The organism is Paenibacillus sp. P2(2022) (assembly GCF_029522175.1).
GTDB classification, from domain to species: domain Bacteria; phylum Bacillota; class Bacilli; order Paenibacillales; family Paenibacillaceae; genus Paenibacillus; species Paenibacillus polymyxa.
The window spans coordinates 657,137-673,039 of sequence record NZ_JAKWFI010000001.1; the positions used below are offsets into that span (position 1 = coordinate 657,137).

Here is a 15,903-nt window from a genome sequence, read left to right on the forward strand (position 1 = left end):
ATGACACGTAAACATGATCAAAGATCAGACTTTAATATCCCGATCCTTTCTTTTATGGAAACTTGCCGGCAATTTCCTGAAACAGAGTTGTTTACTTTTGAGAATGAAGGAGAGCATCCTCACGTTCTTACGGGGACCACGCTTTTGCTGCAAGTGCAAACTTTGGGCAACATTCTAATGAAAGAACTGGCTGCGCAGGAAAGAGCGCTCCTTGTATTTCCTCAGGGTCTGGGATATATCAGCAGCATGCTGGCATGTTTTTATGCAAACATCGTAGCCATCCCTACACCCATTACAGCAGCAGAGCCAGATGAAAAAATGCTTGAGAAAATAAAGCCTATTCAAACGGATTCCGGGGCTGTATGTATCATAACAAATACTGCCTTCAAAGCTTTTCTCCAAACACAACCGGAGTATAGAACGTTTCGTATCCTAAATATTGATGAGATTCTTCAAGAGAGCGCCGCCCACGAAGATATAAAGATGAGAATGCCAGCACCTGAAGATATGGCCCTTTTGCTGTACACATCAGGCTCTACATCACTGCCTAAAGGTGTAATTCTCAGCCATAGATGTTTGATGAATCAGGTTAAGGCTGAGCAATGGAGAATTGACCAAAATAGCCGTATCGTTTCCTGGATGCCGCAATTCCATGCTTTTGGACTGCAAAACAATATTTTGGTACCGCTATTGAATGGCGCCTCAAGCATTATTCTCCCGCCAGAAAGCTTTGCTAAAAATCCGGAGCACTGGATTCAGATGATTGACAAGTATCAGGCTACCCATACGGCTGCGCCAAACTTTGCATTCGATTACTGCTGCTCCACCTTGGACGTAGCTTTACTACAGGAATATTCTTTGCACCATCTTCAAGCTATTATATGTGCAGGTGAGCCCATTCGGAAGGAAAGTTACGAAAATTTTGTCCATCATTTCCGGGCATTGGGGCTTAAAGAAGATATATTTTGTCCTCTTCTTGGCTTATCTGAGCTGTGTCCTGTTACCAGTGTAAAACCGGGCCAGTCGATGAGATTTCTTAATTTGGATATTCCTAGCTTGGAGCAAAGAAGAGTCCAATACACAGATGAGAAGAACCCATCGAAGTCCGTTGTCAGTTGCGGGGAGATCGAAGCTCCGACAGAAATACGGATTGTTCATCCTGAAAGTCATATGCTATGCCTGCCAGAGGAAATCGGCGAGATTTGGATTAAATCCGATCGGATGGCAGAGGGTTATTTAAATAGGAAGCAAGAAACGGACAGCACTTTTGAGGCGGTACTTTCCAGTACACGAGAAGGCGGTTTTTTCCGTACAGGTGACCTTGGCTTTATTGCAGACAATCATATTTATGTCATCGGCAGAGAGAAGGAAGTCATTATCATTCACGGCAAAAATCATCATGCTGTCGATATTGAATGGACCATCCAAAAGAATATGCCGGAGTTGACCTTGCCTATCGCTGTATTTGCCTCTGAAGTCAAAGGCCAGGAAAAGGTAATCGTCGTACAAGAGATTGAAACGTCCCTTCATAAGCAGGAATATAAACGACTGGTCGAAAAGATGTTAAATGCCGTATCTGGGACACATCAACTTGAGATTTATGATATATATTTGCTGCCAAAAGGTAGTATTCCCAAAACGGGGAGCGGGAAAATCCAAAGAAAGGTTTGCCGTAATGCTTACATCAAACAAGAGCTTAGGGCACTTTATCAATATCGGAGTGCACTCTCAACAGCGTATTCGGGTATTGGAGAAACGGATGCTACTGTAGACGCTGTTTCGTTGATACAGCTGAAGATTCAGGAATATATGGTGCAATTTTTGCAACGGGAACTGAATTTGGAGTCCGAGGCAATGGATTTGAATAAAAATATTCACGGTTATGGCATCGATTCCATTCTTATCATGAAGCTCATACGCGGCATTGAAAAATCTTATCCGATCAAGGTTAATGCAAGAGAAATTCTAGAGTACCCAACGATTCAACTACTATCGGCTTATTTAGCCAAAAAGATTGAAAAAGATAAACCGGTTGTAGAGATCAAGACCGAAACAATCCTGCATGGTTTGCAACAGAATCCACTTTCTGAAGTTCAAAAAGGGTTGTGGCTATTACATAAAATGTATCCTGAAATAAATGCTTACAATGTACCAATATGTCTCCGATTTAATACGAAAGTTGAGATAGAGAACGTTAAACAGGCTTTCCACACCGTTTTAGAGCAATATCCTATTCTAAAAAGTGTGATTGAAGAGGATAATGGGACACCTTATCAAAAGCTGGAGTCTGCTCAGCCGTTCAATATGCAGATAGAGGATATTTCAAGCTTGAAAGCGGATGAAATCATTCCCTTTATTCGGAGCAAGGCAAAGCAGCCATTCGCGCTGGAACAGGACCCTTTGATGCGTGTTTATCTGATGTCCAGGTCCGAACAAGAACATTTCATACTGGTGGTCATCCATCATATTATTTTTGATGGTAGTTCTTTCATCCTTTTTATTCAAAGCTTTTTAGATGCATATAAGGACTTGGGACAAGGAAAGAGACCAGTCGTTTTACCACCTGCCGCGAGCTATAACGATTTTGTGGAATGGGAACAAACGATGCTGGCGAGTGCAGAAGGGGAAAAGCATTTTTCCTATTGGAAGCAACAACTGTCGGATGCTTTACCGACTCTAGAGCTTCCATATAACCGCTCAGGTTTTCTGACTCCGAGCATGGAAGGACAAACATACACCAAGCGGCTTCCAGTTGATTGGGTCAATCGGGTAAAATCTTTCGCCCGTACGCAATATATGAGCTTGTCTACCGTCTTGTTAGGTATGTATGTGATATTGCTTAACCAGTATTCGAAACAGGAAGACATCATCGTTGGAATGCCAGTTATGGTACGACCAGAGGAGCGTTTTGATCAATTAATCGGATATTTTGTCAATATGCTTCCAATACGCAGCCAAGTGTCGGAAACAGAGACATTCCTGGATTTTATGAAAAAATTGCAAATCACCGTAGTCAATGGGATGGATCATGCTCCTTATCCTTTTCCGGCTCTGGTTCGAGCATTAAATGTGCCACGTTTGCAGGCGAGCTCGCCTGTTTTTCAGGCAGTTTTTTCTTACCAAAATTTTCTGCAAACTTCAAGCTTGCAGCAGCTTTGTGCGCCGTATAGCGATAGCTTTACCGTTGAGTTGGTAGAGGAAATTCACCAGGAAGGTGAATATGAGCTGGTATTGGAGCTGCTGGAGCAGGAAGAAGAGCTGACATTAAATATCAAATACCGTTCCGGTTTGTTCGATGAATCAACCATCGTACAGATGGCTGAGCGTTACATCGGATTAGCGGAAGCACTTATGAGCAATCCTACAGCTGCCCTGCAGGACTATTCATTACTTTTGCAAGAGGAAAAGAACAGCGTCCTTTATGACTGGAATGCGACCGAAATAAGTTATCCAGATAAATGCTTCCCTGAATTATTCATAAAACAGGCAAGGAAAACGCCTGACGCTATTGCAGTCGTGTATGAAGAACAATCGCTTACCTATCGGGAATTAAAAGAAAAGAGCACATTGCTCGCTCTATATTTGCAAAATCAGGGCGTTACCCCTGATACGCTGGTAGGAATTTGCATGGAACGGTCTTTAGAAATGGTCATTGGGCTGTTGGGAATCCTTCTGGCGGGAGGAGCCTATGTGCCGCTTGATCCGGACTATCCCGAGGATCGATTGGAGTATATGCTGCAGGATTCCAATGCATCCCTTGTCATTACGCAATCGGGATTGTTGGAAAAAGTATCTCGGCTGGCAGGGAGTCATGTGAACTGCATTGTTCTTGATAACGATTGGGATCTTCTTACAAGTAGTATAAAGGGGAGAAAGACACTCAAACGGGAAGTGCAGCCTAGCCATTTGGCATATGTGATATATACCTCTGGAAGTACAGGGAAACCCAAAGGGGTCATGATCCCACACAAAGCGTTGACCAACTTTCTTCTTTCCATGGGAGAAAAGCCAGGCATAACAGAGCAGGATAAACTGCTTGCAGTGACAACGTATTGCTTTGACATCGCGGGACTGGAGTTATATCTACCTTTGATTAAAGGCGCTCAATGCTATGTTTGCAGTTCTGAAAAAGCTAAGGATGCCGAAAGACTCAAGCAGGAGATTCAAAAAATAAAACCGACAATGATGCAGGCAACACCTGTGACTTGGACCATGCTTTTTCAAGCTGGCTGGAAGAACGAAGAAAATATGAAAATGCTCTGTGGCGGAGAAGCACTTTCGGAAACATTGAAATCTTATTTTGTGCATAACAACGGTGACGCATGGAATATGTTCGGTCCGACTGAGACGACGATTTGGTCTACAATTCAAACGATTACCGCCGACAAGCCGATTTCGATCGGTAAGCCTATTGCCAACACCCAGATTTATATTTTGGATCAGCTTCTTAGACCTGTACCTATCGGATTTCCGGGTGAGCTTTTCATTTCGGGCAATGGCTTGGCCAGAGGCTATCTGAATCAGCCGGTGCTTACGGATGAAAAGTTTATTGACAACCCATTCAAGCCCGGAACTAAGCTCTATAGAACCGGAGATTTATGCAAGTGGCTTTCTGACGGTTCCATTGAATATTTGGGTCGGATGGATTATCAAGTGAAAATCCGCGGGTTTCGAATTGAGCTAAGTGAAGTTGAAGGTCAGGTCAGAACATATCCGGGAATTGATGAATGTGTCGTGATCGCCAAGGAACAAGGAGGGGATAAGCAGCTTGTCGCCTACTATTTACGCAACAACTCTCAGTTCGGGGAATCCTCACTTGATCCGAAAGAAGTACGAAATTATTTAAAAGCATTCTTGCCTTATTATATGATTCCAGCATTCTTTATCGAACTGGACAAGCTGCCATTGACCCCGAATGGCAAAATAGATCGGAAGGAATTAATGGGTCGTAGGGTCGAGCTGGCGACAGCAACAAGAAAAATCCATTTGCCGCAATCGGATGTTGAACAACAAGTTTTAACAATATGGAAAAAGCTTCTGGATATCGATCATCTAAGTACGGATGATGCTTTTTTCGACGTGGGCGGAAATTCTTTTTCAGCCGCAGAGATGATTAGAAGGATCAAGGACAAGCTGGAATGTGATATTTCGGTGACAGCATTGTTCAAGTATCCAACGGTTAGGGAACTTAGTGCCTATATTACGAAAGTAAAAGGCGAGGCACCAGCTTCTGCAACAGAACAAACAGATACTGCTAAAAATACCATTTCACAGGGATTAGACTCGGAGAAAGATGAACATAAACCATCCTACCCTGATTATTATGAGGATAGTATCGCAATTATAGGAATTTCATCCCATTTTCCGGGTGCGAAAAACCACGTTGAGTTTTGGAGCAATTTGAGGGCAGGGGTGGAAAGTGTCCGGTACTTTTCTGAGGAAGAACTAGCCCAGTTAGGGCTGGAGAGAGAGATTGTCGAGCATCCAAACTATGTACCCGGACAATGCACGATTGAGGGAAAAGAGTATTTCGACCCTGAGTTTTTTAATTTGTCCCAGAAAAATGCAGAATTTATGGATCCTCAGATGAAATTGCTGCTACAGCATGCATGGAAGGCCGTTGAAGATGCTGGCTATGTTTCCAAAGAGATTCCTGAAACCAGCGTGTATATGTCGGCGAGCAGCAGCTTTTATCAAGCCTTTATTCCTAATTTGGCATCGCAATCACCTAATGTCCTGAAGAATGCGGATGAATATGTAACCTGGATTTTGGCACAAGGCGGGACCATTCCTACTATGATCTCTCATAAATTAGGATTTAAAGGTCCCAGCTTATTTGTGCATTCCAACTGTTCTTCTTCGTTAGTCGGACTGCGTCTAGCTTCGCAAAGCCTGTTGTCTGGTGAAGCAAAATACGCGTTGGTTGGAGCGTCAACAATCTTTCCTTTCAACAGCTTAGGTTATGTATATCAGCCTGGCTTGAACTTTTCTAGTGATGGCCATATTAGAGCTTTTGACGATTCGGCAGACGGAATGATTGGCGGAGAAGGGGTTGGAGTTGTTCTACTGAAAAAAACGCTGGATGCCATTAGAGACGGTGACCATATTTATACGATTTTACGAGGGGTTAGCGTGAACAACGATGGGACTGACAAACTAGGGTTTTATGCTCCAAGTGTTAAGGGTCAGTCTGAAGTTATTCAGAAGACGATCGAATCAACCGGAATTCATCCCGAAACGATCAGTTATATTGAGACACATGGAACAGGAACCAAATTGGGCGATCCGGTTGAATTTGCTGCCCTGAATGATACATTCAGGCAGTATACAGCCAAAAAACAGTTTTGTGGTATTGGATCGGTCAAAACCAATATCGGACATTTGGACACTGCAGCAGGTCTGGCGGGGTGTATTAAAGTCGCTTTAAGCTTATACCATAATGAGATTCCTCCTACGCTTAATTATGATACACCCAATACCGATATCCATTTATCTGAATCGCCTTTTTATGTTGTTGATAAACTGCGGAAATGGGAACAAGCGTCAGTTCCCCATCGAGCGGCGCTAAGCTCCTTTGGCATAGGCGGAACGAATGCTCATGCCATTTTCGAACAATTTGTAGCTAATGATGAACCCGAACGTTCTAAATCCAGTTTGGTGAACGATGCTGCTAAGTATCTTGTTCCTTTGTCTGCCAAAAATGATCAGCGCCTTAAGGCATATGCTGGGGACCTCTCGGCTTTCTTGACAGCTTCTCAAGAAATCAATTTGTCGGATGTATCTTTTACGCTTCAAACAGGACGAATGGCAATGAAATGTCGGGTAGCGTTTATCGTCAAGAATACGAGCGAGCTGGTGCAAAAATTGGATTCGTTCGCGAATGGACAAGAACATATCGAGAATTGCTGGAGGGGAGAAAATAACCAGCAAGATTCAATGCAATGGTTTGAACAGGAAGAAGTGTTCAAGGAATTAGTGAGCAAATGGATCTCAAATCGTGAAATGAACAAGCTGGCAGAGCTATGGGCCAAAGGCTTCCATATCGATTGGAAATCACTATATTACGATATGCGACCGAAAAGAATCAGTCTGCCTACGTATCCTTTTGCTCAGCAACGCTGCTGGGCTCCTGAGGTTGAGGCTGGAGCAGCAAGGGTCAGAGCAGTGGCGGAAGCACCTGCGACTGCAGCCAGCCAAACTCTGATGTTTGAGCCAGTCTGGAAGGAGCAGGACGTACCTCCAGAGGTCGAAGCCCCTGCCTACGACCGCCGTATCATCTTACTGTGTGAGCCGGACGAGGCTTTACCTGAACGGCTTGAAGCGCGAGTGAACGGAGCGGCACAGGTCTTGGCCTTCTCATCTGGGAAGAGCCGGGTGGATGAGCGGTTTCAGGCCTATGCAGTTCAGGCCTTTGAGAGCATCCAGGGCCTGCTCAAAGACAAGCCTGCCGGAAGGGTGCTGGTTCAGCTTGTCGTGATGGCGGCTGGAGAAGGGCGGCTCTTTTCAGGACTTTCGGGTCTGCTGAAGACCGCCCGACTGGAAAATCCAAAACTCATCGGCCAATTGATCGAAGTGGAACAGGGAGAATCTGCGGAAAGCATGCTGGCGAAGCTGGAAGAAAACAGCCGCAGTCCGGTGGATGGATGGATTCGCTATGAGGGTGGTCAACGCAAAACCGCTTGCTGGAGCAGGTTCGAGTCGTCTCGGCCAGAAGAGAAGCTGCCATGGAGAGACGGTGGCGTGTATCTCATTACCGGCGGCTCTGGCGGCCTGGGGCTGCTTGTTGCCGAAGAACTGGTTCGGCACGCCCGAAAAGCAACCTTAATCCTGACAGGCCGCTCGCCACTGGACGGCAACAGACAAACCCGGCTGAAGGAGCTGGAGTCCTTAGGAGCCAGAGTAGTGTACAAGCAGGGGGATATCACCGACAGGAACACGGTTACCAGCTTGTTGGAAAGCATTCAGGAAGAATTCGGGTGTGTTCACGGGATTATTCACTGCGCTGGGGTCATTCACGATAACTTCATTCTCAAGAAAAGCAGGGAAGAATTTATCGAGGTGCTGGGTCCGAAGGTTAAAGGGCTGGTTCATCTAGATGAGGCGAGCAGCGGTCAGGATTTGGACTTCTTCGTGCTCTTTTCCTCCATCTCGGGCAGTATGGGCAATCCGGGACAGGCCGATTATGCCACCGCCAACGCCTTTATGGATGCGTACGCAGCATACCGGAATACCCTGGTGGAAGCCCAGCAACGGCGGGGCCGGACGCTATCCATCCGCTGGCCGCTGTGGAAAGAAGGCGGGATGAGGATTGACGCGGACACAGAAAAACTCATGAGACAGAACATGGGCATTACGCCTCTACAGACCGAGTCGGGCATTCAGGCGTTGTACCAATGCCTGACCTCAAGCAAGGATCAGGTGATGGTCATGGAAGGAGAGCCAGAGAAAATCGAGGCCTATCTGGCGAAAGCCGTCTCGCAGGCCGGCATCTGTGCGGTAGAGGCAGCTGGATCGAAGCTGGATGCGGGTTTACTGTACGATAAAACCTTGTATCATCTCAAGGCGCTATTGGGAGAGGTGACCCGGCTGAGCATCGGTAGCATTGAAGCCCAAGAACCGCTAGAGCGCTATGGCATCGATTCGATTATGATTACCCAGCTCAATGCCAAGCTGGCAGAGTCTTTTGGGGAGCTATCCAAGACGCTATTTTATGAGTACCAGACCCTGCGTGCCCTGGCAGAACATTTAGTGGCGGAATATGCACCGGAGTGCATGCAATGGGTTGGAATGAGCACGGACAAGGAACGGGTAGAGGAAACGGCTGCGACAGCCCGGTACGCTGAAGAAGAAAGCACGCAAATTGCGGGGCAGACGATAGCGGAAGAGGCGGCAGCGAAGTCCAGAAGCTACGTGGAGCCGATTCGAAGTTACGCGGAACTTGGCGCAGAGGAAACACGAGAACCGATCGCCATCATTGGCATGGCAGGAAAGTATCCAGGTTCGAGGGACATGAACGAATATTGGGAAAATCTCAAGGCAGGAAAGGATTGTGTCAGCGAAATCCCGCAGGAACGCTGGAAACTGGAAGGATTCTTCCAGCCTGACAAACAGGAAGCGGTAGCTGATGGCAAAAGCTACAGCAAGTGGGGCGGCTTTATCGAAGGCTTTGCGGAATTCGACCCATTGTTTTTCAATATTGCACCGCGAGAAGCCCTCAGCATGGATCCTCAGGAAAGGCTGTTTATTGAAGCTTGCTGGGAAGCGATGGAGGACGCAGGCTACACCAGAGAACAGCTTGCGGTACGACATAACAGCCGTGTAGGTGTGTTTGCGGGAATTACCAAAACGGGCTACGAGCTTTATGGGCCGGAATTATGGAAGATGGGGGCCAAAATATTTCCCCAAATATCCTTTAGCTCGGTAGCCAACCGGATTTCGTACCTGTTTAATTTGCAAGGGCCGAGCATGCCGGTGGATACGATGTGTTCGTCCTCGTTGACTGCGATTCATGAAGCGTGTGAGCATCTGTACCGCGGAGAATGCGAGCTGGCTATGGCAGGAGGAGTGAACCTGTATCTGCATCCGCTGAGCTATGTCGGACTTTGTGCGAATCAGATGCTGTCCGTAGACGGACAGTGCAAGAGCTTCGGAAAGGGAGGCAACGGCTTTGTCCCAGGAGAAGGCGTGGGGGTCGTGCTATTGAAGCCGCTGTCGAAGGCGATAGCAGATGGAGACCCGATCCATGCGGTCATCCGGGGAACGAGCATCAACCATGGAGGCAAGACCAACGGGTATACCGTGCCTAACCCGACTGCTCAAGGGGAGCTGATCCGGTCGGCCCTGGAACGAGCCGGGGTACATGCCCGGACCATCAGCTATATCGAAGCTCACGGAACTGGCACAGAACTGGGAGATCCGATTGAAGTGACCGGTCTGACCCAAGCCTTCAGAAAGGATACGGCAGATAAGGGATTTTGTGCTGTGGGTTCTGTGAAGTCCAACATCGGACATTTGGAGGCGGCGGCGGGCATCGCAGGGATTGGGAAAATTGTCCTGCAGATGAAAAACCGGACGCTGGTTCCCAGCCTGCATGCCCAGGAATTAAATCCGAACATTGCTTTTGAGCAGACGCCGTTTGTCGTCCAGCAGGAGCTGGAAGAATGGAAGCGGCCGGTGGTTGAGCTCGATGGAGAGACACGGGAATACCCGAGAATGGCAGGGATTTCATCGTTTGGAGCAGGAGGCGCCAATGCCCATGTCATCATCGAGGAGTACGTTCCAGAAGAGAAGATGCCCATTCGTGTAACAGCTCACCATCCTGTGATTATCGTATTGTCGGCCAAAAATGAGGAACGGCTGAAGCAGCAGGTCGAGAGATTGCTGTCCGTGATCGGGAAAGGAGAGGTCACAGAGGGCAATCTGGCGGATGCAGCCTACACGCTCCAGGTAGGACGTGAAGCGATGGAAGAACGCCTGGCGGTCATTGCTGAATCGCTACCGAAACTGGTGGAAAAGCTGCAAAGATTCTTGGAAGGCCACGACGGGATTTCCGAGCTGTATCGAGGACAGGTCAAGCGAAACAAAGAGGCACTGTCCGCACTGTTAGAAGATGAAGATATGGAAAAAACAATCGCTGCCTGGATCGGGAAACGGAAATACGCGAAGATAGTGAATCTTTGGGTAAAGGGACTGGCGATGGACTGGAGCATGCTTTATGGAGATGCCAAGCCGCAGCGAATAAGTCTGCCAGCCTATCCTTTTGCAAAGGAGCGGTATTGGATCACGGATATTAAAACCAAGCAGGCTTCCATTGAATCTACCAAATCTGTACAGCCAACAGATATATTTGTTGATCAAAAAACACCTGAGACAGCGGCAAATATTTCGCAAAAGTATGAAAAAGAAAGCGAAGATCCAAATTCCGAAGCTATTCCTTCGTATATCCAGAATATTCAGAGCCATATTTCCACCAGTGTCAAAATGAAGAAGATGCCAGATATTTCTTATCTAGCGGCTGAATACGAAAGAATTCCTTCGACTATGGTCGACAACCAAGCTTACTCGGAACAGGATGGGACGACGCGAGGGACTAATCGGATGAGGAGGCTTACAGATGAAGGAAATGAATGATGTCTTATGCAAATTGCTATGGGGTTATTTGCAATTGATGGGATTATGCCCCTATGCACATATGGACAAGAAAGCTATGATTAATGATTTTAAAACCAAAACAGCATTGCTGAATTTATATGATCGCTGGCTTGAAGAAAGCATAGAGGTATTGGCGCGGAATCATTATTTTTACCGTAAAGGAGACTCTTATAGCGTAACGGATACAGCTTTGGTTGATCTGCAGGCTGTATGGAAGGAATGGGAATTGAAGAAAGGGGAATGGCTGAAAAATCCGGATCTCTCGGCCTGGGTTGTACTCGTAGAATCAACATTGCGCAAGCTGCCGGAAATTTTAACCGGAAACATACCTGCCACTGACATTGTTTTTCCTCAGTCCTCTATGAAGCTGGTAGAAGGTATATATAAAAATAGTCCTGCAGCAGATTACTTTAATGAAGTGCTGGGGGATATTGTAGTTTCCTACTTGAATGAACGGCTTAAGCATGACCCGTCAGGGTCGATTCGAATTATTGAAATTGGTGCAGGCACTGGAGGAACCGGCGCTATGCTCTTCCGGAAGCTTCGACCTTATCAGGAGCATATTCGTGAATACTGTTATACCGATAAATCCAGAGCATTTTTATTGCATGCGCAAAAAGAGTACGGCCCGCAAAATCCTTACTTGACTTATAAAATTTTTAATGTGGAAGAGTCGGCTGTGGGACAAGATATCGACACGGGCGGATATGATATTGCAATTGCCACCAATGTCCTGCACGCTACGAGGAACATTCGGCAGACATTAGGCAATGTCAAAGCATCGCTGCGAAAAAACGGCCTGATTCTTATCAATGAAATCAGTGGAAACTCGCTGTTAAACCACCTAACCTTTGGCCTGCTGGAGGGATGGTGGCTTTATAATGACCCCGAGCTGCGTATTCCAGGCTCTCCCGGTTTATACCCTGAACGTTGGCAGGAGGTATTGGAAAGCGAGGGGTTCCGGTCGGTCTTCTTCCCCGCTCAGGAAGCGCATGAAATAGGCCAGCAAATTATTGTGGCTGAAAGCGATGGTAAGCTTAGCGATGGGATGCTTCGGGACCAACAGAAGCTTGAACAGGGCAAGCCTCCATTAGAACAGCGTGACACAGGGACTCAATCAGCTGCTGATGTAACCGATGAGATGGCTGAAGAGCATGTCAGGGAACTTATTGTAGAGAAGTTGGCAGAGGCCTTGAATGTGGACATTTCAATGATTGATGTCCATGAGTCATTCGCAGATTATGGCCTGGACTCTATTCTTGGCGTCAACTTTGTACAGGATGTTAATCAGGGGCTGGGCATTCATTTGCAGACTACAGACATCTTTGATTACAGTTCGGTCAAACAACTGACGTTATACATTTTAGGCCAATTCGGCGACATCGTTTTACCAGTTTTGGGACACTATGCTGATCCAATAGAGGATGGGAAAGATACAAGCCGTGAAACCCAAGCGCCTAAGGAAAAGGAATATATGTTTAATCCGGTTCAAACGGCAAGTGCATCGATTGAGCCAGAAAGACCTAAACAGGAGAATACAGGAAAAAGCTTGGCGCAAAGAGAGCCGATTGCGATTATTGGAATGAGCGGGCGGTTTGCCGGGTCTGACAATGTAGATGAGCTTTGGAATCACCTTAAGAATGGCGACGATTTAGTAAAAGAGGTAACTCGGTGGGATCTTTCAAAATACCAGGAAAAAAATACGAGTTACTGCAATTATGGAAGCTTTTTGGAGGATATTGATAAGTTCGATCCGCTTTTTTTCAATATTTCCGGACTGGAAGCAACTTACATGGATCCGCAGCAGCGGTTGTTTCTCGAGGAAGCATGGCATGCTCTAGAGGATGCGGGCTATGCGGGTGCAGGGATGGATGGGCGTCGGTGCGGAGTTTATGTAGGCTGTGCCGAAGGCGATTACCAGCGATTGCTGGGTGAAGACCTGCCTCCGCAAGCACTGTGGGGCCATATGGGCTCCGTGATACCCGCCAGAATTTCCTACTACTTGAATCTTCACGGACCGGCAATAGCTGTAGATACAGCTTGTTCGAGTTCGCTAGTTGCCACCCATCTTGCTTGCCAAAGCTTATGGTCTGGAGAAACGGATATGGCTTTAGCTGGCGGGGTGTATATTCATACAACCCCTCGTTGCTATTTATACGGTGACAGAGCAGGAATGCTGTCTCACACAGGGCACTGTTATACCTTTGATGACAGGGCGGACGGAATGGTTCCAGGAGAGGCTGTTGGCGCGGTTGTACTCAAACGGCTTGAGGAAGCAGTTGCCGATGGTGACCACATCTATGGGGTAATTTTAGGCTCAGGAATCAATCAGGACGGTACCACGAATGGACTTACTGCACCAAGCCAGAAGTCTCAGGAGCGGCTGGAGCAATATGTGTACGATACTTTTCATATTCATCCAGAGCAAATCCAATTGGTGGAAGCACATGGGACAGGTACCAAATTGGGTGATCCAATTGAATATCAGGCATTGACGCGAACATTTAGAAAGTATACGGACAAGAAGGGATTTTGCGCGATCGGGTCCATTAAAACGAATATCGGTCATACGCAAATTGCGGCAGGAATCACAGGAGTAATTAAGCTGTTATTGTCATTAAAGCATGAGCAGATTCCGCCTTCACTTCATTTCCAATCAGGCAATTCTAATATTCAGTTTGCGGACAGCCCTTTTTATGTCAATACGCAGTTGCAGAATTGGCTGATTGAGCCTGAAGCCAGACGCTGTGCTGCGGTCAGCTCCTTTGGTGCCAGTGGTACTAATGCCCACCTGGTCATCGGAGAGGCTCCACATACGAAACGAAGACATTGCGAAAAGCCGGCTTATTTCATTCCGCTGTCCGCCCGGACTTCACAACAATTACGCCGTCAGGTGGAGCAACTGATTGCCTATTGCGAACAGGAGCCTGAGGCAGACTGCGGTAACATGAGCTATACATTATTGCTTGGGAGAAAGCACTGCAATCATCGGCTTGCATGTGTTGCCCGCAATCAAGGTGAGCTTGTCATGTCCCTTAAAAGGTGGCTGGAAAAAGGCAATTCTTCTCAAGTTTATTATTCTGAACTACACGAAAAAGACCAACGCATTCAAACGTCATTGAAGAGATATGGAAATGAATGTATTCAAAACTGTCAAAATGCAGGTGAAGCCCGCGAGTATTTGGAGCTTTTAACTACGATTGCGGATTTATATGTTCAGGGATATCCGTTAGACTTTGAACGTTTGTTTTCAAATGAACCGTATTGCAGAATCCCACTACCGACTTATCCTTTTGCAAAAGAGCGGTATTGGGCGCCTGGGAATGAAACCCAAATGGCTAAAAGCATAAGTATAGAAAGTGAAACCAAATCAACGATTTCTAGAGCAGAGGCAAAACCTGTGGCTACAGCTACCCATACCCTGCTGCTGGAGCCAGTTTGGAAGGAGCAGGACGTATCGCCAGAGGTGGAAGCACCTACCTACGACCGCCGTATCATCTTGCTGTGTGAGCCGGACAAGGCTTTACCTGAACGGCTCGAAGCGCGATTGAACGGAGCAGCGCAGATCTTGGCCTTCTCATCCGGGAAGAGCCGGGTGGATGAGCGGTTTCAGGCCTATGCCGTTCAGGCCTTTGAGAGCATCCAGGGCCTGCTCAAAGACAAGCCTGCTGGAAGGGTGCTGGTTCAGCTTGTCGTGACGGCGGCTGGAGAAGGGCGGCTCTTTTCAGGACTTTCGGGTCTGCTGAAGACCGCCCGACTGGAAAATCCAAAACTCATCGGCCAATTGATCGAAGTGGAACAGGGAGAATCTGCGGAACTCCTGCTGGCGAAGCTGGAGGAAAACAGCCGCAGTCCGGTGGATGGATGGATTCGCTATGAGGGCGGTCAACGCAAAACCGCTTGCTGGAACAGGTTGGAGCCATCTCGGTCAGAAGAGAAGCTGCCATGGAGAGACGGTGGCGTGTATCTCATTACCGGCGGCTCTGGCGGCCTGGGGCTGCTTGTTGCCGAAGAACTGGTTCGGCGCACCCAAGCAGCAACCTTAATCCTGACAGGCCGCTCGCCACTGGACGGCAACAGACAAACCCGGCTGAAGGAGCTGGAGTCCTCAGGAGCCAGAGTAGTATACAAGCAGGGGGATATCACCGACAGGAACACGGTTACCAGCTTGTTGGAAAGCATTCAGGAAGAATTCGGGCGTGTTCATGGGATTATCCACTGCGCTGGGGTCATTCACGATAACTTCATTCTCAAGAAAAGCAGGGAAGAATTTATCGAGGTGCTGGGTCCGAAGGTTAAAGGGCTGGTTCATCTAGATGAGGCGAGCAGCGGTCAGGATTTGGACTTCTTCGTGCTCTTTTCCTCCATCTCGGGCAGTATGGGCAATCCGGGACAGGCCGATTATGCCACCGCCAACGCCTTTATGGATGCGTACGCAGCATACCGGAATACCCTGGTGGAAGCCCAGCAACGGCGGGGCCGGACGCTATCCATCCGCTGGCCGCTGTGGAAAGAAGGCGGGATGATGATTGACGCGGATACGGAAAAGCTCATGAGACAGAACATGGGCATTACGCCTCTACAGACCGAGTCGGGCATTCAGGCGTTGTACCAATGCCTGACCTCAAGCAAGGATCAGGTGATGGTCTTGGAAGGAGAGCCTGAGAAAATCGAGGCCTATCTGGCGAAAGCCGTCTCGCAGGCCGGTATCCGTGCGATACAGGCATCTGCGCCGAAGCTGGATGCGGGTTT

General features: G+C 47.5%; 2 protein-coding genes (1 of these 2 running past the window's edge). Both read left to right on the forward strand.

The window, feature by feature from the left end; translation table 11 throughout:
• On the forward strand, nucleotides 1-11,130 hold the full coding sequence (locus MMB75_RS02945) for a non-ribosomal peptide synthetase (RefSeq protein ID WP_103042524.1): 11,130 nt from the start codon (nucleotides 1-3) through the stop codon (nucleotides 11,128-11,130).
• A protein-coding gene (locus MMB75_RS02950) for an SDR family NAD(P)-dependent oxidoreductase (protein WP_103042523.1) crosses the window boundary here: on the forward strand, nucleotides 11,114-15,903 show its start. Its footprint extends 14,980 nt past the window's final position; only the first 4,790 of its 19,770 coding nucleotides appear in the window; its start codon is at nucleotides 11,114-11,116; the stop codon falls past the right edge of the window. Before MMB75_RS02945 ends, MMB75_RS02950 begins: the two co-directional genes overlap by 17 nt.